Consider the following 22858-nt stretch of genomic DNA (forward strand, 5'->3'; position numbering starts at 1 on the left):
TCGGGGCGCGGCCGGTCGGGCCGCTGGGAAGGGGATGCGGGCCGCACGGAGCGGCACATCTCATCAGTATGGCGTCCTGCACTCATTGCAGACTCGATCCCGGGTACGGCTGGCTGTACGTGTCGGACCCGCTGACAACGCGCACGACCAGCGTCGGCGACGGGTCGTTCGCCGGCGCCGTGCAGGACGCGGTCTGCCCGACCGGCGGCATGGGCAGCTGGGTCGTCCCGTCGCAGCTGTAGGTGACGGCGTCGTACTGTCCGGTCGGCCAGCTGGTCCAGGTGAACACGTGGCTGGCGGGGTCGTACCGGCCACCGCCGATGGCGAGGCTCACCGCGACGCCGAGATCCTGCGTCGCCGATTGGTCGGAGCAGAGCGGCGCGCTGTCCGTGTAGCTCTCGCAGACCCGGGTGATCCTGACGGTGAGCGGCATCCCGTAGTGGTTGCCGCCGGAGCCGGTGAGGACGCCGGACGTGCCCGCGAGCTGGCCCGAGTCCACGACGGTGTTCCCGCTGAGCAGCTGATAGTCGAAGACCGGGTTGGACCCGCCGCCCGCACGGTAGGAGATGGAGACGCCGAAGTCGACGGTGTCGCCGTTCTGCGTGCGTCCGGTGACCGCGATCTGGTTCACGTCGCCGGGCGCCTGGCGCGGAGTCGCACTCACGACGGCGGCGGGTGTGCAGCCCTGACCGTTGTAGGCGTAGACGATGAAGTTGTAGGTGCGGTTCGGGTTGAGCCCGTCGAAGGTCGTGCTGCCGCCCTGCACGCGGGTGAGGCCGCCGGTGCTGAGCGTCGGCTGGCCGTCCTCGACGCCGTCCACCCGGCAGAAGGTGGGATTGCCGCCCTGGAACACGGCAACGTAGTACGCCGTGATCGCCGTGCCGTTGTCGCCGAAGACGTTCGACCAGCTGAGCGTGGCGCTGGTGCCGTCTGTCGTGCTCGGGGTGGCGACGGGTGCGATGCCCGTCGTGGTCGGCGCCCCCGCAGGCACACCGCTCCCCTGGCTCTGGTTCCAGGTGGTCCTGCCCTGGTAGAAGTCGTTGCGCGAGGCGACCGTGAAGCCGATCGCCGCGCCGTTCGCGATCCCCGGGTCGGTCACGTTGAGGGCGTACCGTGTGCCGACCGGATCGGTGCCCGGCACCTGGATGGCCTTCGTCACGCCGCCCACCGACACAACGTACGAGGTGATCGGACTGGCCCCCGCGGCGTCGGCCGGCTTGGCCCAGGTGACCCGGAGGCCCTGGTCGAGCGGCGTCGACGAAAGTGCGGCAGGAGCGTTCGGCACCACATCCGACCACACCGGTTCGGCGTACGTCGTCGGGTCCGAGAGCCCCAGCGCGTTCTTCGCGCGCACGCTGAAGGTGACGGAATTGGACGGCCCGTTGCCCGGTGTGGTGATCGCGCAGGTCGTCGTCGCGCACGGCGTGGTGGACAGCACCGCACCGGTCGACGCCGACGCCATGGTCACCTCGAAGCCGGTGATCGGCGAGTTGTTGAAGGCACCGGGGATCCAAGTGAGCGTCAGGCTGCGGTCGGCGATCGCGCTGATCTGGACGTTCGACACCGGAGCGGGGCGGTCCTGAACCGAGACCGTCACCGTTCCCCAGACGTACCGGTCCGGGTCGCCGGTCGCGTCGGCGACCTCGTACTGCAGCGTCGTGTCGGCGGCCACCGCGGTCTGCGAGACCGTGATCTGGAGCTCCGAGTTGTCGGCGCTCGGCGTGATGCTGACGCCGTCCGGCAGCCCGGCGCCGAGGCCGCGCACGGCGACGACGCGCAGCGGCTTTCCCGGGAACGGGTTGGTCGCGCCGTCGTTGGCCAGCACATCCACCGTCGACGTCTGCCCGCGCGGCGCGATCACCCGGTCGGGCTGCGGACTCGCGAGCGGACGCGTCGAAGGCACGACCGAGATGTCGATGCGCCCGGCCTGCCCGGCGTTCACCGCATCCTTCACGCCGATGGAGAGCGACGGCCGCGTGCCCTTCTCGGCGTCGGCGGCCACGGTCACGGTCAGCTTCTGCCCGTTCAACGACGCGGAGACACCGGCGGGTCGCGGATCCTGGATGGAGTACACCAGCTCGCCGACGTCCTTGGCGTACGGGTACTTGGTCACCTTGGTCAGGTCGATCGTCTTCGTCTGGCCCGGCTCGAAGTCGATGAGCGCCCCGGTGAACACCGGCGGCTGGTTCTCGCGCGGCGTCACCTCGATCGGGAGCACGATCGTCGCGACGTTGCCGTCCGGGTCGGTCGCGCTGGTGCCGTCCGTCACCTGGAACGAGATGGAGGCCGGCCCGAAGTACCGTGGCGACGACGTGAACTGGAGGGTGTCGCTCCCGGCGACCAGGTCGTCCCCGTTCGCGTGGGTGGCGCGCACGGTCGCAGCGTCGGTGAGGCGTACCTTCCGGTCGCCGACGGCCACGATGTAGTCGTTCAGGTGGATGGTCAGGGTCTTCTCGCTGACCACCGTCAGCTTGGGCGCACCCCGCTTCAGCTGGGGCAGGGCGTCGTTGTAGCCGGGCACCCGCACGAACCCGTAGGCGACGACGGTCTCGTCCTCCGGGTTGGCGACCCGGAACGGCACGATCTGGCTCTTCGCGCCGATGGCGATCCGGATCCGCTTCGACGAGGTGACCTGCGCATCGCTGATGTAGCCGGGCACCAGCGACAGCTTCAGGCTCGAGACCGGTCCGTCGGCGAAGAACACGTTGGCCAGCACGTTCACGTCGACCCGGTCCTTGCCGAGGATGTCGGAGAGGCCGAGAGTCGTGTCGGAGACGACCGGACGAGCGGGCGGCGCGTTCTTGTCGACCGTGAGCCGCAGGAAGGCCTGGCTCGTGCCGCCGCGCTCGTTCTGGATCGTGTAGAGGAAGCCGTAGGCGCCCTCGGCCTGCGGCGCGGTGACGGTGACGACCTCGCCGCTGATCTTCGCCTTCGCCTTGCCGTCGAGCGATGTCACCGCCGTCACGCTCAGCGGGCTGCCGTCGGGGTCGCTGTCGTTGGCGAGCACCTGCACCGAGAGGGTCCGGCCCGGCCGGGCGGTCACGTCGTCCTCGACCGCGATGGGGTTGCGCGCGCCTTCGACCCGGGCGGCGATACCCACGCGGACCGTCCCGGTGGCACGGGCTCCGAGCGCGTCGACCACGGCGTAGGTGAAGGTGTCGGTTCCGGCCGCGTAGTCGCCGGCCTGGAAATCCATCCAATCGGGCCCGGACGCGATCACGGCGCCCTTCTGCGGGTTCGTCTCCTGGCCGATGAACTGGACGGAGTCGCCGTCGGGGTCGATCCCGGACAGCGGGACGGTGATGCGGACCGTGTCTCCGGCGAGCACGCGGGCGGTGACGGTCTTGGGCACGGGCGGATTGTTGGTGGCGGCATCCCGCTCGCGCACGGCGATGGTCACCTCGGCCGTCGCCCACTGGCCGTCGGCGCCGTAGACCTTGTACGCGGCGGTGTAGTTGCCGGGCTTCCCGGGCGCTAGGTACCGGAGGTGGTCGCCGCTGGCGAACAGCAGCCCGGCGCCGCTCGGCAGCGGCGCGGCCAGCGTCGGGTCGAGGGTGAGCTTGTCGCCGTCCGGCTGCACGTCGTTGGCGAGCACCGGGATGTCGACAACGTCGTTCACCCGGACCGAGACGCTGTCGGGAGCGGCGATCGGCGGTTGGTGCACCGTCAGCGGCGGGAGCTGGACGACGGTGACCGTGCCGGTCGTGTCGGCCAGGCCGTTGCTGAGCCGGTAGTGGAAGTCGACGGGACCTTCGAGCGGTCGGCTCAGGGTGACGCGGAGGGTGCGCTGCTGCAGCACCTGGACGCGGACGCCGGTCGAGGCGTCCGGCTCCGTCACCCCGGTGACGAGCAGCACGCCGCCGGACGGATCGATGTCGGTCGCCAGGACGTCGACGTCTTGCGTCGACTGTTCGCGGATGAACGCGGTGTGCGGCACCGCGATCGGTGCGGTCTTGGCTCCGGGCGGCGCCTTCACCTCGACCCGGACGACGCCCGTCGCCGTCACGATGCCGTCGGTGACCGAGTACTCGATGTTGTGCGTCCCGGCCTGGTCGGACTCGAAGCGGAACGTGCCGCCCTGATAGTCCGGCGTGATCGTCGCGTCCGCCTTGGTCGGGACGGTGCTCAGGCGAACGGTGCCGTTGCCGCCGCGCACGTGGTCGAGCGGCGCGACCGTCACCTCCTGCCCCTGATAGGCCACCACGGCGAAGGGATCGGCGATGATCGGCACCTGGCCGGGGGCGCGCACCGTGACGGCGAGCAGGCCGGCGGCCTCTGCGCGCCCGTCCGAGAGGGTGAGAGCGACATCCTTCACGCCCTCGCCGTCGCCGTGGTCGGAGTAGGCGACCTGGCCCTGCGGGGTGAACGTCACGGTGTCCGGAGCGGGGACGGATGCGCCGGCGAGATAGAAGGAGTCGCCGTCGGGGTCGTAGCAGTCGCCCAGCACGGGAGCCGACACCCGGCCTCCGGACTGCACGACGGCCTTCGCGTTGCGCACGCACACCGGTGGGCTGTTCTCGGCCGATGTCCGCACCGCGACGGTGACATGGGCGGTCGCCGTCCCGCCGCGGCCGTCCGAGATCGTGTAGTCGAAGGCGATCGTCCCGGTGGCCGTGTCGGGGAGGGAGAGCTGGAGCTGCTGGTCGGCGTTGGTGAGCTCGATCGTGCCCTGGCTCGACGGCACCGCGGTGAACGAGTCGATCGTCAGCACGTCGCCGTTGGGGTCGTAGTCGTTCAGGAGCACCGGCAACGGCGTCACGCGTCCGGGCCGGGCACCGAAGGAGTCGGCGACGGCGACGGGAGGCTGCTCCTGCTTCTCGTACTGCGGAGCGTCATCCTGCTTGGTCTGGTTGACGAGCTCCTGCGTGGTCTTCTTCGACACCAGCTCGTCCCAGTTGTCGATGCGGGCGTTTCCGCTCTGCACCGCCCACGAGACGCCGGAGCGCGTGTCGTTCAGCACGACGCGGTCGCCGTTCACGCGGAAGCCGAGCACGGCGCCGGACGGCACATCCTTCAGCGTCGATCGCTCGCCCGAACCCGACGCCGATCCCGATGCGGAGCACGACCGCCAGGCCGTCCCGTCGTTCCAGGCGGCGTACGTGCAGCCGTCGACCGTCACCGGCGCGGCCGGCGCCCCGGACTGCCGGGCGAACGCCCGCGTCGCCGACCCGCCGTCGAGGGGCACCCGGATCAGCCCGGCGGTGGAGGCGATGAACACGGCGTCCCCATCGGCCGACGGCTGCTGCAGCACCGGATCGTCGCCCTCGGGCAGGAGGGCTGCGAGGCTGACCGTCCGGCCCTCCATCGACAGCGTGCGCGCCGACGGGTCGAGCAGGGCCCAGTGGCCGCCCACCGAGGTGAGCGAGACATCCGCTCCATCGCCCCGCGTGCGCAGAGTCTCGGTCGTCGTGGACGGCTCGGCGCCGTCGAGGGCGACACGCACCAGCGCACGAGTCGACGGCTGGTACGCGAACAGCACGCCGGACGGGTCCATCGCCGACACCGCGCGGCCGCCGAGGTCGATCGTGGCCGCCGAGCCGGAGTTGAAGTCCTCCAGCTGGTCGACGCCGGTCAGCCACAGCTGGCCCGTCGTCTGGGACAGCAGCGCGACGTGGCCGTCGGCCAGCGACACCTGCGGTGCACGCGGCGGGAGCGCGACCGACTTGCCGGCCTCCGCCGTGGCCGGGTCCACCACCGCGACCGTGTTCGCCTCCCGGTCGAGCAGGAGCACGTCGGTGCCGTCCTGGACGACGTCGAGCGCCTCGCCGGTGCCGGCCACCACCGAGTTGAGCTTGTCGATCTCGGTGTTCGCCCGCCCGAGCGACTTCTTGGCGTCGCTCGCGACCCAGACCGAGGCGTCATCGAGTCGCAGGTGCTGCGCGCTGTAGCCGCCCGAGACGACGGCGAGCGTCGTCACCAGAGCGGCCACCGCCGTCCCGCTCACGGCTGTCGCCGCGATGGACTTGTGCGCGGCGAGCCACGAGCCGATGGCGCCGAGGCGGGTCACGTCCCGCCCGTCCCTTCGACGCATTTCTGCCCGCTCGGCGTACCGGTCTTGCCGTCGCGGTTCACCGTGACCGTGACGCAGACGGTCTGACCCGACTTCGCATCCACGCGGAACTCGGTCGCATGCTGGCTGCTGGGCGGCTGGTCATCGACCGTGACCTGGTACGTGTCGCCCTCCTGCAGCCCTGGGTCGGTCCAGGTGAACACGATGGTGCTGCCGGTCACGCGGCCGCTGAGGTCGCGGACGGTCGGGATGTCGTCGCTGGCCCCGGCCCGAACGAGCACGATGGAAGCCGTCACGGCGAGCACGACGACGAGCACGGCGCAGGCGACGAGCGAGAGCACGAGAGCGCGCGAGGTCTTCGACGGGGCGGCCTGTTGCGGCGTCTGCGCGCTCCCGCTCTCGCGGACGACGGTCCGGGTCGGTGCGCGGGTGACCGTCGCCGAGGCAGGGGCCGCTCGGCGCCGACGGCGACGTGCTCCGGGGTCGACGGCCACCACGCCCTTCACGCGGGTGCGGTCCTCAGGGTCGCCGGCCGTCGCCAGGGCCCAGTCGTCCATGGCGACCTCGATGGGCGTCTGCGGCAGCCCGAGCTCGCTCTCCACCGCCTGCAGCTCGCGGATGAACTCCAGCGCGCTCCTCTGTCGTTGTGAGGGGCGGCGAGACATCGCGCGCATCAGCACCTGCTCCAGCCGCGGCGGGACGTCGGCCCGCCCGATCGGGAGCGGCCGGCTCTTGGTGATGCGCTGGATGAGCTCGGCGGAGGTGTTCTCCTTGCCGGGCACCTCGAACGGCGAACGCCCGGCGAGCAGCGAGTACAGGGTGGCGCCGAGCGACCAGACCTCGCTCGCGATCGTCCCGCTCGTCTCGTCGAGCAGCACCTCGGGAGCCGACCACGGAATGGAGAGGCCGATCGCCTCGGTGACGTCGGCCTCGCTCAGGGTGGCCGCGATGCCGAAGTCGCTCAGCACCGGGTGCCCGTAGGCCGTGCTCAGGATGTTGGACGGCTTGATGTCGCGATGCAGCACTCCCGCCCGGTGGGCGGTCTCGACCGCGCTGGCGATGCGCACGCCGGTGCTGAGCGCCTCCGGCACCGACAGCGGCTCGGTGCGGTACCGCTGGCCGATCGCCGCGGAGCAGAGCTCCATGACCAGGTACGGCCGCCCGTCGGAGGAGACGCTGGCCTGATAGACGGTGAGGATCGAGGGATGCGTGCTCAGCTGCGCCATCAGGTTGGCCTCGGCCTGGAACATCTGCTTGACCTGGCTCGTGACCACCTCGGCGAGCATCACTTTGACCGCCACCTGACGTCGCGGCATGTTCTGCTCGTACAGGAAGACGTCGGCGAAGCCGCCGGAACCCAGCACCCGGACGTAGGAGAAACCGGGGAGGTTCGGCGGCTGGGACGGCAAACGCCGGGCCATCGGCTCCTCCCGTTCGTCGATCACGCCTTCGCCGCTGCGAGGCGTCTGACAATTGTAGGCAGCCGGATACCGCCGCCGACCGGCCCGGACCCGCACTGGGGACAACTCGATTACCCCCAAGTCGGGGGGCAGAATCAGTGGCGGCGAGCGGCCCTGCGGGAGACGCCTTCGCGGTGCGCTCCGGACTCCGGGGTCGCCAGCACGTCGACGACCACGACGGTCACGTTGTCGCGCCCGCCGTTGCCGAGTGCCGCATCCATCAGCTGCTGCGCCGCATCGAGCGGAGAGGAGCCTTCACCGAGGAAGTAGCGGATGCCGTGCTCGGTGAGCTCCTTCGTCAGGCCGTCCGAGCACACCAGCAGGCGGGAGCCGGCGACGATCGGCAGCAGGAAGTAGTCGGGGACCGGGTCCTCGTTGAAGCCGACCGCGCGCGTGATCACGTTGCTGTGCGGGTGCACCTCGGCCTCCGCCGGGGTGATGGCACCGGCATCCAGCAGCTCCTGGACGATCGAGTGGTCGACGGTGAGCTGCTCCAGCGTCCCGTCGCGGTAGCTGTACACGCGGGAGTCGCCGATGTTGAACACCAGCCAGTACGGGTTGCCGTCGACCAGCGTGAGGGCGATGCCGGTGACCGTCGTGCCCGTCCCGAGGTCGGTCTGGCCCACGCCGCGGGTCATGTCGTCGACCGCCGAGCGGAGCGCCTCGGTGAGGGCGAGCTCTCCGACGAAGTCGGCCTTCACCTTCTCGGCGAGACGCGTGACCACCGCTGTGCTCGCGAAGTCCCCCGCGGTGTGGCCGCCCATCCCGTCGGCGACGGCGAAGATCGGGGACCGCGCGAGGAGGCTGTCCTCGTTCACGCTCCGGCGGTATCCGGTGTCGCTGAGGGCGGCCCAGGAGAGGCTGATGCGGGCGTCGGGATCGCCGGGGACAGCCACGGTGTGGCGTCTGCTGCTGCGACCGATCTGGGTCACTCGCGTCCTTCGTCTCTGCGGGCGGTGATCTCGATGATATTACCGTCGCCGATCTCCACTCTCGCTCCGGCGAGCACGACGGACGACTCCCCCGGCCGCAGCCGCCGCGCGCCGGTGGGACCGGTCACCATCGTCCCGTTCGTGGAGCGGAGGTCGGTGACGACGACCGCGTCCCCCGACTGCTCGATGCGGACGTGGGTCGACGACACCTCGTGGCTGGGCGACGGGACGGTGATGAGGCGCGGCTCCACGCCGGAGTCGACACGCTGCGGGGCCGGCCGTCGACCGATCAGGACGGGCACGTCGAGCGCGATCGTGTCCCCCGACGGCAGGCGGGCAGCGAACGTCGCGCGGGGCGGCGGCAGCACCACCGGCTCCGTCGGCGGAAAGACCTCATCCGTGCGGATCGTCAGCGGCCCAGCGGGCGCGACCGGCGTGTCGCGAGCCGGGGCGATGATGGCCGGGGTCGCGGGTTCGTCGATGTCGACAGCGCCGGGGAGCTCGTGCGGGGCGGGATGCGCGGCGGGCGGCACGATCTCCGAGTCAGCTCCGGCATCCCCGGCGCCCGCGTCGCCCGCGCCTCCGGCTCCCCCGAACAGGCTGGAGCTCTGATTGCGGTCACGGATGATCGTCTCTTCCGCGGCCGGGCCCGTCACGGCTGGGGCAGCGACCGGAGCCTCCCGGCTGCGCTCGGCGCGCTCGATCGGCTGCAGCGTCCAGGTCAGGAGCTCGCCGTCGGTCACCCCGACCCGCAGCGGCAGCGACCCGATGGAGAGCCGGGCGACCGGTCCCGTCGGCGCGTCGTCGCCCTGCAGAACCAGGCCCGTCACGGTGCGGAACTCGGCCAGCACCCACGGCTGGACGCCTCCCGCCGAGAACCGGCGTGCACCGCCGACCGAGAACACGTCGACGGCGGCCGAGCCGCGCACCACGGCCGTCACGGTGACCTCGCCCGCGGCGTTGGGCTCGGCGATCTCCGCGACGGCGAAGGAGCGGACGCTGTCCGGCCCGGCGAGCGGGAAGGCTCCGACGACGGATTCGATGGTCGCGAGCTCGGAGTCCGCCAGCCAGTACACGGCATCCACGATCTCGTCGGAGGCCGTGCTCTCGACCGCGGCCACGAACCGGCGACCCGCGATGAGCAGCCACCGGGACGGGCCGGCCGTCGGCGCGTACCGGATGAAGCCGCCAGTCATCGTCGGCTCCTCCTGGTCGTCCGCCTGGTCCCCGGCAGCCGTCGGCCGCCGGTCGCGCATTGCGCTGGTCGATGCGAGTGTAGCCCGCCGCTCAGACTCCGGTCGCCACCAGCCGGAACGTCGTCCCCGCGCACTCTTCCGCATCGGGGCCGACGGGGATGACTGTCCCGGCCGGCACAGCCGGATCCGTGGACACCGTCACGCGGCCGTGCTCATTGACGAGCGCCAGCGGCCGGTCGCTCGCGAGCATGGCCGGGAGCAGCTCCCGTTCGAGGCGCTTGACGTACACATCCACACCCACGACGCCGAGCATCCGCCCGTCGTACTCGACCGGCGACGTCACCGTGACGATGTAGTCGCACGCGCACAGGTGGTCGACGTACGGGCCGGTGATGTGCGTTCGGTGCGTCGACTGGGGGACGCTGTACCACTCCAGCGACCGGAAGTCGCGCAGGTAGTCGGAGTACGAGCGCGCGGCGAGGTCGAGCTTCGAGGGCGCCCGCGTCGCGCCGAAAACCGGGTTGTCGTCGAGCGGACCGAGCCACCAGCAGAACCGGACGTCGGTGCCGCCGGTCAGTTCGGGCGCGGCGACGAAGCCCGCGCCGATGAGCAGCGGGTCGTCGGCCGCGAGGGCCGGGAGCACCAGCGCGGCGACCCGGTCGTCGAGCGAGGTCGCCCCGGCCGGCTCGTCGGCGAGGATCGCCTCGCGCCATCCGCCAAGGGTGTCGTGGATGCGCGCAAAGAGCTCCGAGACCCGGACTGCCGCAGTCGGGGCCGTCGACACGGCCGCCGTCGTCGTTTCAGCCATCGATCGTCCCTCCGCGCTCGATCCGCGCCTTCGCCGAGAGCAGCCACCGGGCCACCTCATCCAGCAGCCCGCTCACCCGGGCACGAGCGGTCGCGGCGTCGCGCGCGGCGATCGCCTCGGTGACCTCCCGAGAGGCGGAAGCGGTCGCCGCACGCAGCGCCGGGTCGCGCATCCCGAGCCACAGCAGGGGACCGAACTCCGCCTGCAGCCGTAGCTGCTCCCGCACCAGTCGTGCGGACTGGCTGAGCACGGCGAGCTCGAGGAGGAACCCCCCGGCATTGCGCCGCGCCTCGGCGGGCGCGGAGAAGTCCGCGGCCGCGACCCAGGATCGCAGCCGGTCGTCGTCGGCGGGTGTCGAACGCTCGGCGGCGCGGTCGGCGCACCCCGCGGCGATCGTCGTCACGTAGACCGCGAGGTCGCTGAGCTCGACCTGCGAGAGCCCGCGCAGCCGCGCGGACAGAAAGGTGTCATCGGCTTCACCGGGATGCACGATGAAGCTGCCGCCGTCGCGCCCGCGCCGCGTCTCCACGAGCCCGGCTTGCCGGAGCATCCCGAGCCCCTCCCGCGCCGTCACCAGCGCGACACCGAAGCGGCGGGCGAGCTCGGCCTCGCTGGGGAGGCGCTCGCCGGCCCCCAGCACCCCGAGCACGATCGCATCCGTCAGCCGCCGGGCTACCTGCTCCGCCCGTCCCGCGTCGTCGAGCTGCGCGAACACGGCGTCGCGCGCGCCCGGCGCCGCGCGGCCGGTCCGTGCTGCTTCGCGCGTGGAGGTGGTCACCCGTCCACGATAACGCGATCGAATCATTCGCTATAGGATGAATTCGTGTCGAGCGAAGGAGCGAGCATGGCCGACGACCGCGGCCCCACCCCCGAGAAGCCGGAGGCGGGTGTGCTGAGCGGAGTCCGCGTGGCCGACTTCTCGCGCGTGCTCGCCGGGCCGTACGCCACCATGATGCTGGCCGACTTCGGCGCCGACGTGATCAAGATCGAGAGCCCCGCCGGCGACGACACCCGTGCGTGGCGTCCACCGGCCGACGACGCGGGCGAGTCCACCTACTTCGGTTCCGTCAACCGAAACAAGCGCTCGGTCGTCTGCGACCTCTCCACCTCCGACGGGCTCGCGACGGCCCGTCGCCTGGCGACCACGGCCGACGTCGTGATCGAGAACTTCCGGCCGGGCGTCATGGAGCGCTTCGGCCTCGACGAGCAGACCCTTCGAGAGACCAACCCGCGGCTCGTGTTCTGCTCGATCACCGGCTTCGGCCGCGATGCCGGGGCGGCACTCCCCGGCTACGACCTGCTCGTGCAGGCGGTCGGCGGCCTGATGAGCATCACCGGCGCACCCGACGGCGAACCGAGCAAGGTCGGCGTCGCCCTGGTGGATGTGCTGACCGGCCTCAACGCGTTCTCGGGCATCCTGCTCGCCCTCCGCCAGCGCGACGCGACCGGGCGCGGCTCCCGGGTGGATGTGGACCTGCTCGGGTCGCTTCTGGCCGCCCTCACCAACCAGGCGTCCGGCACGCTCGCGACCGGACGCTCCCCCGCCCGCCTCGGCAACGCGCACCCGAGCATCGCGCCGTACGAGCTGTTCCGGGCGGCGGACCGCGAGCTCGTCGTCGCCGTGGGCAACGACCGCCAGTTCGCCGCGTTCGCCGGCGTCCTCGGCCGTCCCGGGCTCGCCGACGACCAGCGCTTCGCCACCAACGAGGCGCGTGTGCGCGACCGCGACGCGCTGCGCGGCATCCTCGAACCGCTGCTGACATCCCGGACCGCCGCCGACTGGGTGGATGCGCTCACCCGTGCCCGCGTCCCGGCAGGGCTCGTGAACGACATCGGCGAGGCGTTCGCTTTCGCCGAGTCGCTCGGGCTGGAGCCGGTCGTGACGAGCGTCGACCCGGAGACCGGGCGCACCTCCCGCCAGCCGGCGACGCCCATCCGGTTGGACACGGCCCCGGCCGCCCACCGCACCCCGCCCCCGCTGCTCGGCGCGCACGAGGCGCGCTGGACGGATGAGCGCTAGCGGCCGCACGACTACCACCCCACCTGTATCACCCCGAAAGGACCGATCGTGACGACGACCCTCGACGACGCGTTCAGCATCGACCACCTGCTCACCGACGAGGAGCGCGGCTGGCGCGACCGTGCGCGCGTGTTCGCGACCGAACGCATCCGCCCGGTCATCGAGCAGGACTTCGAGGACAAGCACTTCCGCCGCGAGCTGGTGGCGGAACTCGGCGCACTCGGCGTGCTCGGCATGCACCTGAAGGACGAGGGATGCGCGGGCGCCGGCGCCGTCAGCTACGGTCTGGTCTGCCACGAGCTGGAGGCCGCCGACAGCGGTTGGCGCACGTTCGTCTCCGTGCAGGGCTCCCTGGCGATGAGTGCGATCTCGAAGTTCGGCTCCGACGAGCAGAAGGCGGATTGGCTGCCGCCGATGGCCCGGGGCGAACGGATCGGCTGCTTCGCGCTGACCGAGCCGGAGGGCGGGAGCGACCCGGCCGCCATGCGCACGACGGCCCGCCGCGACGGCGATGACTGGGTGCTCACCGGCGTCAAGCGCTGGATCGGGCTGGCCGCCCTCGCCGATGTCGCCGTCGTCTGGGCAGCCACCGACGAGGGTGTCCGCGGCTTCCTGGTGCCGACGTCGACGCCCGGGTTCTCCGCGACCGCGATCGACGGAAAGCTCTCGATGCGCGCCTCGGTGCAGTGCGATGTGGTGCTGGAGGAGGTTCGCCTCCCCGCTTCGGCGCTCCTCCCCGGAGCGCGCGGCCTCTCCGGTCCGTTCTCGTGTCTCAACGAAGCGCGCTACGGCATCGTGTGGGGCGCGATGGGCGCCGCCCGCGACTGCCTGGAGGTCTCGATCGAGCGCGCGACGACGCGCGCGGTGTTCGGCCGCCCGATCGGCGCGACCCAGCTCATCCAGCAGAAGCTGGCGAACATGCTGGTGGAGTACGAGAAGGGGATGCTGCTGGCGCTGCATATGGGCCGCCTGAAGGAGTCGGGGCGCCTCACCCCGACGCAGATCAGCGTCGGCAAGCTGAACAGCGTGCGCGAGGCGCTGGCGATCGCCCGCGAGGCGCGCACCATCCTGGGCGGCGACGGCATAACGAATGCCTTCCCGGTCATGCGTCACATGGCCAACCTCGAGTCGGTGCGCACCTATGAGGGCACGGACGAGATCCACACGCTCGTGCTCGGCCGGGCGCTGACCGGGCTGGCGGCGTTCGCATGAGCGCGGACGCCACTGCGTCCCGGACCGGCGTGGCCGATGCCGCGATCGCGGCCGCCCGTGCCGCCTCCACCCCCACGACCCGGAAGGAGCGCGCCGGCTGGCTGGAGGCCCTGGCCGACGCCCTCGACGGCGACCGGACGGAACTCGTCCGCATCGCCAACGAGGAGACGCACCTCTCCGCAGCCCGGCTCGACGGAGAGGTGACGCGCACCGCCGCGCAGCTGCGGTTCTTCGCGGGGGTGATCCGTGAGGGCGCGTACCTCGAGGCGGTGGTCGAATCGCCCGACGCGTCGCTCATCCCGCCGCGGCCGGACCTCCGCCGCATCCTGCGCCCGCTCGGCCCGGTCGCGGTGTACGCGGCGTCGAACTTCCCGTTCGCGTTCTCGGTGCTGGGCAACGACACCGCGTCAGCGCTGGCGGCCGGCTGCCCGGTGATCGTCAAGGCGCACCCCGGCCACCCCCTGCTCTCCCGCCGGACGGCCGCTCTCGCCACGCACATCCTCCCGCCCGGCTGGTTCGCGCTCGTCGAGGGGATGGACGCGGGCACCGAACTGGTCCGCCACCCGCTCGTCCGCGCGGCCGGGTTCACCGGCTCGACCCGCGGCGGTCGGGCCCTGTACGACCTGGCCGTCTCGCGCCCCGACCCCATCCCCTTTTACGGGGAGCTCGGCAGCATCAACCCGGTCGTCGTGACGCGGGCCGCGTCAGCGGAGCGCGCAGACGCGATCGGGACGGGCCTGGTCGCCTCCTTCACCCGCGACGCGGGTCAGTACTGCACCAAGCCGGGACTCGTCTTCGTGCCGTCCGGCGGCGGCGTCGAGGACGCCGTGCGGAACGCGCTCGGCGACGCGCCGTCGAGCCATCAGCTGAACGCCGGGATGTCGGCCGCCTTCGCCGACGGCGTCACCGCATTCTCGGCGCGCCCCTCGGTCGAGGTGCTGCGCGGGAATGCTGCCGACGGCGCGTCCGCACCGACCGTCGTGCTCGTGGACGCCGACACCTTTCTGGCCGACCCCGCACCCTTCCTCGCGGAGTGCTTCGGACCGGTCACCGTGCTGGTCCGCTACGACGACCCCCAGCTGCCGGCGCTGGTCGCGTCGCTGGAGCCGTCGCTCACCGCGGCCATCCACCGCGGAATGGAGGAGGACGTCACGGCCCTGGCCGCAGCGCTCACCGCTGTCGCCGGACGCCTCCTGTTCGACGGCTGGCCGACCGGTGTCGCCATCGGCTGGGCGCAACACCACGGCGGTGGCTGGCCGTCGACCACCGCGAGCATCCACACCTCGGTGGGCGCGACGGCCCTCCGCCGCTGGCTGACTCCGATCGCCTACCAGGACGCCCCGCAGGCCGTGCTTCCGCCCGAACTGCGCGACGGCAACCCCCTCCGCATCCCGCGCCGCGACTCCTGACCCGCCGCCCACGCCAACAGCTCCGGACTTTTTCCGCCCGACACGCCGCGGTGGGGGCGAAAAAGTCCGGAACTGTTGGCTCGGGAGGTGGGGGTCAGGAGGTGGCGCCTCCGGTGACCGACGCGATCCACTGGCGGGTCGCGGGGTACCAGACGTTGTAGCTGCGCGATCGTGTGGTCGGTCCGCAGGTCTGCGGGGTGATCGCCCAGGCGACGCCGACCAGGCGGTCCCCGGCCGGCGTCTCGACGATGTCGGGGCTTCCGGAGTCGCCGTAGCAGTTCCCCTCCGTGCCGGTGGCTCCCTTCGCCGTGAACTCCCAGTACGGGCTCGCCCAATCGATGCGGAATCGGCCCTGCGTGAGGCGCTCGCCGCTCCCCTCACCGGCGCCGACGCTGATATAGGTGTCACCCGCCACGAGCGGTGCCTCGGCCAGCGGAACGGTCGCGATGCCCGGCGTCGCCGGCACGCGGATCAGCGCCATGTCGACGGCCGGATGCCGGTACGCCTGGATACCGTGGAGGGTGACCGGACGACCCTCGCCGGCCCTGGTCCATCCCGCCGTCACGACGACGTCGCGAGCGTCCCCCTGTGCGACGCAGTGGCCGGCCGTGATCGCCCACTCCGTGCCGATCATCGCGCCGCCGCACACGCCGGCAGGCCCGGACACGGTCGCGAAGTAGGGACGCTCGCCGACCGCGACCGGCGTCCCGCCGATCAGGGCGCCCGCGGGCGCGGACGGCGCGAGAGCCACGACGAGGGCGCCGGCGACAGCCGCCGCGACGGCAGCCGCACGCACGCACCGGCGCACACGGGAGGGAGAGGACAGGGTGCTGGAGTTACGAGAGAGAATCACCCGGGGAGTCTAGAGAGCACGCGCGTTGTGATAACGCGCCCTGACCTAAATTCCGATGTAGGACATGACGTGCTTGATGCGCGTGTAGTCCTCGAAGCCGTACGCCGACAGGTCCTTCCCGTAGCCGGAGTGCTTGAACCCGCCGTGCGGCATCTCCGCGACGATCGGGATGTGCGTGTTGATCCACACGCAGCCGAAGTCGAGCCCCTTGGCGAACCGCATCGCCCGGCCATGGTCCTTCGTCCAGACCGACGATGCCAGCCCGTACTTCACGCCGTTCGCGTTCGCCAGCGCCTCCGACTCATCGGTGAACCGCTGGACGGTCTGCACCGGGCCGAAGATCTCGTTCTGGACGGCCTCGTCGTCCTGCCGGAGCCCCGACACGATCGTCGCCTCCCAGAAGTAGCCGCGGTCGCCCTGGCGGTTGCCGCCCAGCTCGACGCGAGCGTGGTCGGGCAGCCGGTCGACGAACCCCGACACCTGAGCCAGCTGGTTGGCGTTGTTCAGCGGACCGTAGAGGATCCCGTCCTCCCGCGGAGCGCCGGTGCGCGCGTTCTCGCGAGCGTACTGCGCGAGGGCCGCGACGAACTCGTCGTGGATGCCGTCCTGCACGAGCAGGCGGGTCGCCGCCGTGCAGTCCTGGCCGGCGTTGAAGTATCCGGCCGCGACGATTCCGGCGACCGCCTTCTCGATGTCGGCGTCGTCGAACACGATCACGGGCGCCTTGCCGCCGAGCTCGAGGTGCACCCGCTTGAGGTCGAAGGAGGCCGCACGCGCCACCTCCATGCCGGCCCGCACCGATCCGGTGATCGAGATCAGCTGCGGGATGGGGTGCGCGGTCATCGCCGCGCCGGTCGTCCGATCGCCGAGCACCACGTTGAGCACGCCCGCCGGCAGGAACTCGGCGGCGACCTCCGCCAGCAGCAGCGTCGACAGCGGGGTCGTGTCCGACGGCTTCAGCACCGTGGTGTTGCCCGCGGCCAGCGCCGGGGCGAACTTCCACACCGCCATGTTCAGCGGGTAGTTCCAGGGCGTCACCTGACCCACGACGCCGATCGGCTCGCGCCGGATGAACGAGGTGTGCTCGGGCATGTACTCCCCCGCCGACCGCCCCTCCAGGTTGCGGGCGGCCCCGGCGAAGAAGCGGATCTGGTCCACCGACAGCAGGATCTCGTCCTCCACCAGCGTGGCGCGCGGCTTGCCGGTGTCCTGCGACTCGGCGTCCGCGAACTCCTCGGCCCGCGCCTCCATCGCGTCGGCGATCCGGAACAGCGCGAGCTGGCGTTCGGCCGGCGTGGTCTGCCCCCACGTCTGGAAGGCGCGCTCGGCGGCGGTGTACGCGTCGGCGACATCCGCCTCGGTGGAGACCGGCGCGGTGGCGTAGACCTCCTCCGTCGCCGGGTCGATCAGCGGGATGCTGCCCGTGCCGCGCGCTTCAACGGAGCGGCCGTCGACGAAGTTGCGGAGTTCGCGTGCTGAGGAGTCGGGAGCAGAGCCTTCACGAGCAGTCATGGCGGTCAGCCTACTGATTTCGTCAGCGAAACGGTCAAATTCGTGCGGAATCGCTTGCCAGACATCCAATCCACTGACAGAATCGCTCCATGAGTACCCCTCGGGCAGCGAACGGCCAGAAGGCTGCGGTCATCGACGACGTCTCCAAGGCGATCATCGAGCAACTGCAGGCGGATGGCCGCAAGTCGTACGCGGAGATCGGCAAGGCCGTCGGTCTCAGCGAGGCGGCGGTGCGCCAGCGCGTGCAGAAGCTGACCGAGTCGGGCGTGATGCAGATCGTGGCCGTGACCGACCCCATGCAGCTCGGCTTCTACCGTCAGGCGATGATCGGCGTGCGCTGCACGGGCGACACGCGTGCGGTGGCCGACAAGCTGGCAGCCATGCCGGCGGTGGATTACGTGGTGCTGACTGCCGGCACCTTCGACATCCTCGCCGAAGTGGTGTGCGAGAACGACCTCGACCTCATCACGATGCTCAACTCCGAGATCCGGACGCTGGAGGGCGTGCTCTCCACCGAGACGTTCGTGTATCTGAAACTCCACAAACAGTTCTACAACTGGGGAACGCGATAACCATGACGACAACCGTAGAAACGTTCGGCGAGCCGATCGCGGCCGAGGAGGCGGCGCTGCAGGCGAAGGCGCGCGACCACCTCTGGATGCACTTCGCCCGCCAGTCGGTGATGGAAGAGGGCCACGGCGTCCCCATCATCACGCGCGGCGAAGGCCACCACATCTGGGACTCGCACGGCAAGCAGTACATCGACGGGCTCTCCGGACTGTTCGTGGTGAACGCGGGCCACGGCCGCAAGCGTCTCGCCGAGACGGCGGCGAAGCAGGCCGAGCAGTTGGCGTTCTTCCCGATCTGGTCGTACGCCCACCCGAACGCGATCGAGCTGGCCGACCGGCTGGCCTCCTACGCGCCCGGCGACCTCAACCGCGTCTTCTTCTCCACCGGCGGCGGCGAGGCGGTCGAGACGGCGTTCAAGCTGGCCAAGTACTACTGGAAGCTGCAGGGCAAGCCGACCAAGCACAAGGTGCTGTCGCGCGCCGTCGCCTACCACGGCACCCCGCAGGGCGCCCTGGCGATCACCGGCATCCCGGCCATGAAGGAGATGTTCGAGCCGCTCACCCCCGGCGGGTTCCGCGTCCCGAACACCAACTTCTACCGTGCGGGCGAGATGGGCGCGCCGACCGACGACATCGAGGCCTTCGGCGTCTGGGCGGCGAACCGCATCGAGGAGATGATCCAGTTCGAGGGTCCCGACACCGTCGCGGCGATCTTCCTCGAGCCGGTGCAGAACTCGGGTGGATGCTTCCCGCCGCCTCCCGGATACTTCCAGCGCGTCCGTGAGATCTGCGACAAGTACGACGTCCTCATGGTCAGCGACGAGGTCATCTGCGCATTCGGCCGCATCGGCCACATGTTCGCGTGCGACGAGTACGGCTACGTCCCGGACATGATCACCTGCGCGAAGGGCATGACCAGCGGGTACTCCCCCATCGGCGCGACGATCATCAGCGACCGCATCTACGAGCCCTTCAAGCACGGGAACACGTCGTTCTACCACGGCTACACGTTCGGCGGTCACCCGGTCTCGGCCGCGGTGGCGCTGGAGAACCTCGACATCTTCGAGGAGGAGCAGCTCAACGAGCGCGTCCGTGAGAACTCCCCGCTGTTCCGCGCCGAGCTCGAGAAGCTCCTCGACCTGCCGATCGTCGGCGACGTCCGCGGCGCCGGCTACTTCTTCGGCATCGAGCTGGTGAAGGACAAGAACACCAAGGAGACCTTCAACGACGACGAGTCGGAGCGTCTGCTCCGCGGGTTCCTGTCGAAGGCCCTGTTCGACGCCGGCCTGTACTGCCGCGCCGACGACCGTGGAGACCCCGTGGTGCAGCTCGCCCCGCCGCTCACCATCGGCCCGAGCGAGTTCGTCGAGATCCGCCAGATCCTGGAATCGGTGCTGACGGAGGCCTCGAACCACCTGTAAGACCCCCAAAGGACGAATCCGGGACTGCTCACGCGGTCCCGGATTCGCGCCTTAACGAGAAGGAGCGCAATGGACTACCGCACGGTCGGCTTCTGGTTCGACTCCATCGCCGCCGACGAGGACGGCTTCCGCCCCCGGCCCGGCCTCGACGCCGATGCCGATGTGGATGTCGCCATTGTCGGCGCCGGTCTCACCGGCCTCTGGACCGCCTACTACCTGCAGGAGCGCGACCCGTCTCTGCGCATCCTTCTGCTGGAGAAGGAGGTCGCCGGTTTCGGTGCGTCCGGCCGCAACGGCGGCTGGTGCTCGTCGCTCTTCCCGTGGTCCGCCTCGAAGCTCGACGCGAGGTACGGCCGGGATGCGGCCGTGGGCATGCGCCAGGCGATGGTCGACACCGTCGACGAGGTCGGCCGGGTCGCCGATACCGAAGGCATCGACATCGACTTCGCTCGCGGCGGCACCGTGACATTCGCCCGGTCGACGCCGCAGGTCGCGGCCGCGCGCGCCGAGTTCGAGGAGTCGGAGCGCTACGGCGTCGACCGCGTCGCGCTGTGGGGCACCGAGACGGTCCGCTCGCGGTTCGGGGTGCGGGATGCGCTGGCCGCGACGTACACGCCGGCGTGCGCGCGCATCCACCCGGCCAAGCTCGTGCGCGGTCTCGCCCGGGTCGTCGAACGCCGCGGAGCGACCATCGCGGAGGGCACCGAGGTGCTGTCGTGGGACGCCGGGACGGTGCAGGTGCGCTCCGACGGTTCCGCGCGCACGGTCCGAGCGGGCACCGTGGTGAACGCGACCGAGGGATACGGCTCGCAGCTTCCGCAGGTGGGCCGCCGCATCCTCCCGCTCTACTCTCTGATGATCGCCACCGAGCCGCTGCCCGACGCCACGTGGGCGCGCATCGGCATCGAGCACGGCCAGACGTTCACCGACTTCCGGAACCTCATCGTCTACGGCCAGCGGACCGCCGACAACCGGTTCGCGTTCGGGGGCCGCGGCGCGCGGTACCACCTGGGGAGCGCCATCCGGCCGGGATACGACCGGTCGCTGCGCGTGCGCGACCACCTCATCCACACGCTCTACGATCTCTTCCCGGACGCCGCGGGCGCCAGGATCACGCACCACTGGGGCGGACCGCTCGGCGTTCCACGCGACTGGCACGCGAGCGTCGGCTACGACCGGGATGCGCGCGAGGCCTGGGCGGGCGGTTACGTCGGAGACGGGCTGAGCACCACGAACCTGGCCGGGCGTACGCTCGCGGACCTGCTCACCGGATCCCGCACCGACCTGACCATGCTGCCGTGGGTCGGGCACCGCTCACCGCGGTGGGAGCCCGAGCCGCTCCGATTCGCCGGGGCCAACGCGGGCCTCGTCGCGATGGAGTCCGCCGACCTGGAGGAGTCCGTCACCCGTCGCGCCTCCGTCATCGCGCGCACCCTCTCCCCCCTCATCGGCCACTGACCCGCCCCCTCTCAAACGCCTCCGCCCACCGTCGAGTCCGCAAATTTTGCACGCACGCGTGGCGCGTCGTGTGCAAAAAGTGCGTACTCGACGGTGGGCGGAGGGGCGCTGGGGGCGGGGCGCAGGGGCGCAGGGGTCAGGAGGCGAGGACGGCCTGGAGCTCGAGCGTGATGGTGACCTCGTCGCCGAGCAGCATGCCGCCGGTCTCGAGCGCGGCGTTGTAGGTGAGGCCGAAGTCCTCACGGTTGATCTTGGTCTTCGCGGTCGCGCCGGCCTTGTAGTTGCCGTAGGGGTCCTGGCCGAAGCCGCCGAAGTCGAACTCGAAGGTGACGGGCTTGGTGATGCCCTTGATGGTGAGGTCGCCGTCGACGAGGAACTCGCCGTTCTCGTGGCGCACGCCGGTCGAGACGAAGTCGATCGTCGGGTGCTCCTCGGCGAGGAAGAAGTCGCCGGTGCGGAGGTGCGCGTCGCGGTTCTTGTCCTTGGTGTTGATGGAGGCGACGTCGGCCTTCGCGGTGACCTTCGACTCGAGCGGGTTCTCGGCGGTCACGAAGGTGGCGTCGAAGTTCTCGAAGACGCCCTTCACCTTGCTGATCATCAGGTGACGGATGCTGAAGCCGACCTCGCTGTGGGCGGGGTCGATGGTCCAGGTGCCAGCCTTGTAGCCGGGGATCTCGATAGTCACGGTGTCTCCTAGAAGTCGCGCGCCGGGCGGCCCATCCGCCCCGCGTCGAATACATGCAAGCGTATGGACTCCCGGACTATTCCGCGATTCGCGAAAAAAGTTGACGCGTCACTCTTCCGCGGAGAGCGATCGGCGCAGCTGCAGCAGCTTCAGCGCGTCCGTGTCGATCTGCGCGACCGGGATGCGTCCCTGCTGCACAGCAGTGACGACGGCATCGATGAGCGCATCCGGATCGCCTCCGGCCGGCAGCACGTCGAGCACCATGGTGTTCCCCGCCGCGATCGCCTGCACCGCGTTCTCCCCCGGGTCCTGGTACTGCGGCAGCCCCGTGTCCTGCAGCATCCGCAGATCGTCGGTGATGCTCGCGCCGCGGAACCCGAGCTCGTCGGTCAGGATGCGGTGCCAGGCCGCCGAGAGCGACGCGGGCGCCGCATCCACCTGGGTATAGGCGAGGTGCCCGAACATCACCAGCTCGGCTCCCGCGGAGATGCCCGCCTGGAACGGCGGGGCGTCACGCGTCGACCAGTCCTGCTTGCTGACGGCGGTCGACGGCACGGCGTGGTGCGAGTCGGCCTCGCTCTCGCCGTGGCCGGGGAAGTGCTTGAGCGTGCTCAGCACCGTCCCGCGCTCCCCCGTCACCGAGGCGGCGACACGGGCGGCCGCCGCGCCAGGCTCCGTCCCGAGCACGCGGTCGGCGATGAAGGAGGCCGGGTCGGCGGTGACGTCGGCGACGGTCCCGAAGTTCACGGAGATCCCGGCCTGCTTCAGGAGCGTCGCGCGCCGGGCGAAGGCGTCGCGCGTCGCTGCCGGGTCCTGGTCCCGCAGGGTGTCGGCTCCGGGCTGATCGTCCCAGCCGAGGCGTGTGACGTCGCCGCCCTCTTCGTCCACACCGATCAGCGGAGGGAGCCCCGGGTCGGAGGCCGTCATGGCCGCCGTCTGCGCGGCGAGCTCGGCGGGGGTCGACGGGATGTTGTCGCCCATCAGGATCATGCCGCCGACGCCGTACCGGTCGACGTATCCGCGCAGCGCCGCCGGGTCGGTACCGGGCGTGTGCAGCATGAACAGGCTCGCCACCTTCTGCCGCAGGGTCAGGTTGGCGAGGCGCTGCCGGGCGTACGCTTCGACCGGGTCGACGGTCGGCGTCGGCGACGGGGTCGGAGCCGCGCCCGCGGTGTGGGTGGCGCCTATCGTGTGGGCAGGAGCGGCGCCCACGCATCCGCTCAGCCCCGCCATCAGCAGGGTCGCCGAGAGCGCCACGGCGACCACCGCGGCCGTCCGGCGTCGGGCTGCGCGCATCCCTCGATGCTAACCCA

General features: G+C 71.1%; 16 protein-coding genes. 6 read left to right on the forward strand and 10 right to left on the reverse strand.

What is annotated here, in order from left to right:
• Positions 1-82: 82 nt before the first annotated feature.
• The 6 genes from ABIC47_RS14770 to ABIC47_RS14795 all read right to left on the reverse strand — a co-directional run bounded on the left by ABIC47_RS14770 (position 83) and on the right by ABIC47_RS14795 (position 11184).
• Entirely contained in the window at positions 83-6007 is a 5925-nt protein-coding gene (locus ABIC47_RS14770; protein ID WP_354481451.1) for an Ig-like domain-containing protein, read from the reverse strand.
• Complete coding sequence (locus tag ABIC47_RS14775; protein WP_018190854.1) at positions 6004-7455, reverse strand: serine/threonine-protein kinase; 1452 nt, start codon at positions 7453-7455, stop codon at positions 6004-6006. The genes ABIC47_RS14770 and ABIC47_RS14775 overlap by 4 nt, the downstream gene beginning before the upstream one ends.
• A gap of 110 nt (positions 7456-7565) precedes the next feature.
• Positions 7566-8402, reverse strand: a complete 837-nt coding sequence (locus ABIC47_RS14780; RefSeq protein ID WP_018190853.1) for a PP2C family protein-serine/threonine phosphatase — start codon at positions 8400-8402, stop codon at positions 7566-7568.
• The gene (locus ABIC47_RS14785; protein WP_354481456.1) at positions 8399-9598 is read right to left on the reverse strand and encodes an FHA domain-containing protein; all 1200 of its coding nucleotides are present in this window, start codon (positions 9596-9598) and stop codon (positions 8399-8401) included. Before ABIC47_RS14785 ends, ABIC47_RS14780 begins: the two co-directional genes overlap by 4 nt.
• A gap of 91 nt (positions 9599-9689) precedes the next feature.
• Entirely contained in the window at positions 9690-10406 is a 717-nt protein-coding gene (locus tag ABIC47_RS14790; protein WP_354481459.1) for a cache domain-containing protein, read from the reverse strand.
• The gene (locus tag ABIC47_RS14795) at positions 10399-11184 is read right to left on the reverse strand and encodes a FadR/GntR family transcriptional regulator (protein WP_354481462.1); all 786 of its coding nucleotides are present in this window, start codon (positions 11182-11184) and stop codon (positions 10399-10401) included. The genes ABIC47_RS14790 and ABIC47_RS14795 overlap by 8 nt, the downstream gene beginning before the upstream one ends.
• A gap of 66 nt (positions 11185-11250) precedes the next feature.
• Between ABIC47_RS14795 and ABIC47_RS14800 the strand changes: the two genes are divergently transcribed.
• The 3 genes from ABIC47_RS14800 to ABIC47_RS14810 are packed head-to-tail and all read left to right on the forward strand — an operon-like array spanning position 11251 to position 15047.
• Complete coding sequence (locus ABIC47_RS14800) at positions 11251-12426, forward strand: CaiB/BaiF CoA transferase family protein (protein ID WP_354481709.1); 1176 nt, start codon at positions 11251-11253, stop codon at positions 12424-12426.
• Between the two features lie 48 nt (positions 12427-12474).
• Positions 12475-13638: an acyl-CoA dehydrogenase family protein gene (locus tag ABIC47_RS14805; RefSeq protein WP_354481464.1), complete on the forward strand. Its 1164-nt coding sequence runs from the start codon at positions 12475-12477 to the stop codon at positions 13636-13638.
• Positions 13635-15047: an aldehyde dehydrogenase (NADP(+)) gene (locus tag ABIC47_RS14810; protein ID WP_354481467.1), complete on the forward strand. Its 1413-nt coding sequence runs from the start codon at positions 13635-13637 to the stop codon at positions 15045-15047. The genes ABIC47_RS14805 and ABIC47_RS14810 overlap by 4 nt, the downstream gene beginning before the upstream one ends.
• A gap of 94 nt (positions 15048-15141) precedes the next feature.
• Here ABIC47_RS14810 and ABIC47_RS14815 read toward each other — a convergent pair whose 3' ends face one another.
• On the reverse strand, positions 15142-15900 hold the full coding sequence (locus ABIC47_RS14815) for a trypsin-like serine protease (RefSeq protein ID WP_354481469.1): 759 nt from the start codon (positions 15898-15900) through the stop codon (positions 15142-15144).
• A 45-nt stretch (positions 15901-15945) separates the two neighbouring features.
• Positions 15946-17412 carry a gamma-aminobutyraldehyde dehydrogenase gene (locus ABIC47_RS14820; RefSeq protein WP_354481471.1) on the reverse strand — a complete coding sequence of 489 codons (1467 nt, stop codon included), beginning with the start codon at positions 17410-17412 and terminating at the stop codon, positions 15946-15948.
• An 89-nt stretch (positions 17413-17501) separates the two neighbouring features.
• Here ABIC47_RS14820 and ABIC47_RS14825 point away from each other — a divergent pair, with 89 nt between their 5' ends.
• The 3 genes from ABIC47_RS14825 (at position 17502) to ABIC47_RS14835 (ending at position 20860) form a co-directional block, all read left to right on the forward strand.
• On the forward strand, positions 17502-17984 hold the full coding sequence (locus tag ABIC47_RS14825) for an Lrp/AsnC family transcriptional regulator (RefSeq protein ID WP_018190844.1): 483 nt from the start codon (positions 17502-17504) through the stop codon (positions 17982-17984).
• Between the two features lie 2 nt (positions 17985-17986).
• Positions 17987-19402 carry an aspartate aminotransferase family protein gene (locus tag ABIC47_RS14830; RefSeq protein ID WP_018190843.1) on the forward strand — a complete coding sequence of 472 codons (1416 nt, stop codon included), beginning with the start codon at positions 17987-17989 and terminating at the stop codon, positions 19400-19402.
• Positions 19403-19471: 69 nt separating this feature from the next.
• Positions 19472-20860, forward strand: coding sequence for an NAD(P)/FAD-dependent oxidoreductase (locus ABIC47_RS14835; RefSeq protein WP_354481475.1), 1389 nt, complete (start codon positions 19472-19474; stop codon positions 20858-20860).
• Positions 20861-20996: 136 nt separating this feature from the next.
• Here the strand turns inward: ABIC47_RS14835 and ABIC47_RS14840 are convergent, their stop codons facing one another.
• Together ABIC47_RS14840 and ABIC47_RS14845 are read right to left on the reverse strand one after the other, a co-directional pair.
• Positions 20997-21545, reverse strand: coding sequence for a YceI family protein (locus ABIC47_RS14840; RefSeq protein ID WP_018190841.1), 549 nt, complete (start codon positions 21543-21545; stop codon positions 20997-20999).
• A gap of 108 nt (positions 21546-21653) precedes the next feature.
• Positions 21654-22841, reverse strand: coding sequence for a glycoside hydrolase family 3 N-terminal domain-containing protein (locus tag ABIC47_RS14845; protein ID WP_354481478.1), 1188 nt, complete (start codon positions 22839-22841; stop codon positions 21654-21656).
• Positions 22842-22858: the final 17 nt, after the last annotated feature.

This window comes from Leifsonia sp. 563 (genome assembly GCF_040545055.1).
In the GTDB taxonomy this organism is placed as follows: Bacteria; Actinomycetota; Actinomycetes; order Actinomycetales; family Microbacteriaceae; genus Leifsonia.

Bases quoted from the DNA above. Each gene is read 5' to 3' on its own strand.
- ABIC47_RS14845 (WP_354481478.1), bottom strand. From the start codon at position 22,841: ATGCGCGCAGCCCGACGCCGGACGGCCGCGGTGGTCGCCGTGGCGCTC.
- ABIC47_RS14820 (WP_354481471.1), bottom strand. From the start codon at position 17,412: ATGACTGCTCGTGAAGGCTCTGCTCCCGACTCCTCAGCACGCGAACTC.
- ABIC47_RS14830 (WP_018190843.1), top strand. From the start codon at position 17,987: ATGACGACAACCGTAGAAACGTTCGGCGAGCCGATCGCGGCCGAGGAG.
- ABIC47_RS14790 (WP_354481459.1), bottom strand. From the start codon at position 10,406: ATGGCTGAAACGACGACGGCGGCCGTGTCGACGGCCCCGACTGCGGCA.
- ABIC47_RS14810 (WP_354481467.1), top strand. From the start codon at position 13,635: ATGAGCGCGGACGCCACTGCGTCCCGGACCGGCGTGGCCGATGCCGCG.
- ABIC47_RS14825 (WP_018190844.1), top strand. From the start codon at position 17,502: ATGAGTACCCCTCGGGCAGCGAACGGCCAGAAGGCTGCGGTCATCGAC.
- ABIC47_RS14785 (WP_354481456.1), bottom strand. From the start codon at position 9,598: ATGACTGGCGGCTTCATCCGGTACGCGCCGACGGCCGGCCCGTCCCGG.
- ABIC47_RS14835 (WP_354481475.1), top strand. From the start codon at position 19,472: ATGGACTACCGCACGGTCGGCTTCTGGTTCGACTCCATCGCCGCCGAC.
- ABIC47_RS14800 (WP_354481709.1), top strand. From the start codon at position 11,251: ATGGCCGACGACCGCGGCCCCACCCCCGAGAAGCCGGAGGCGGGTGTG.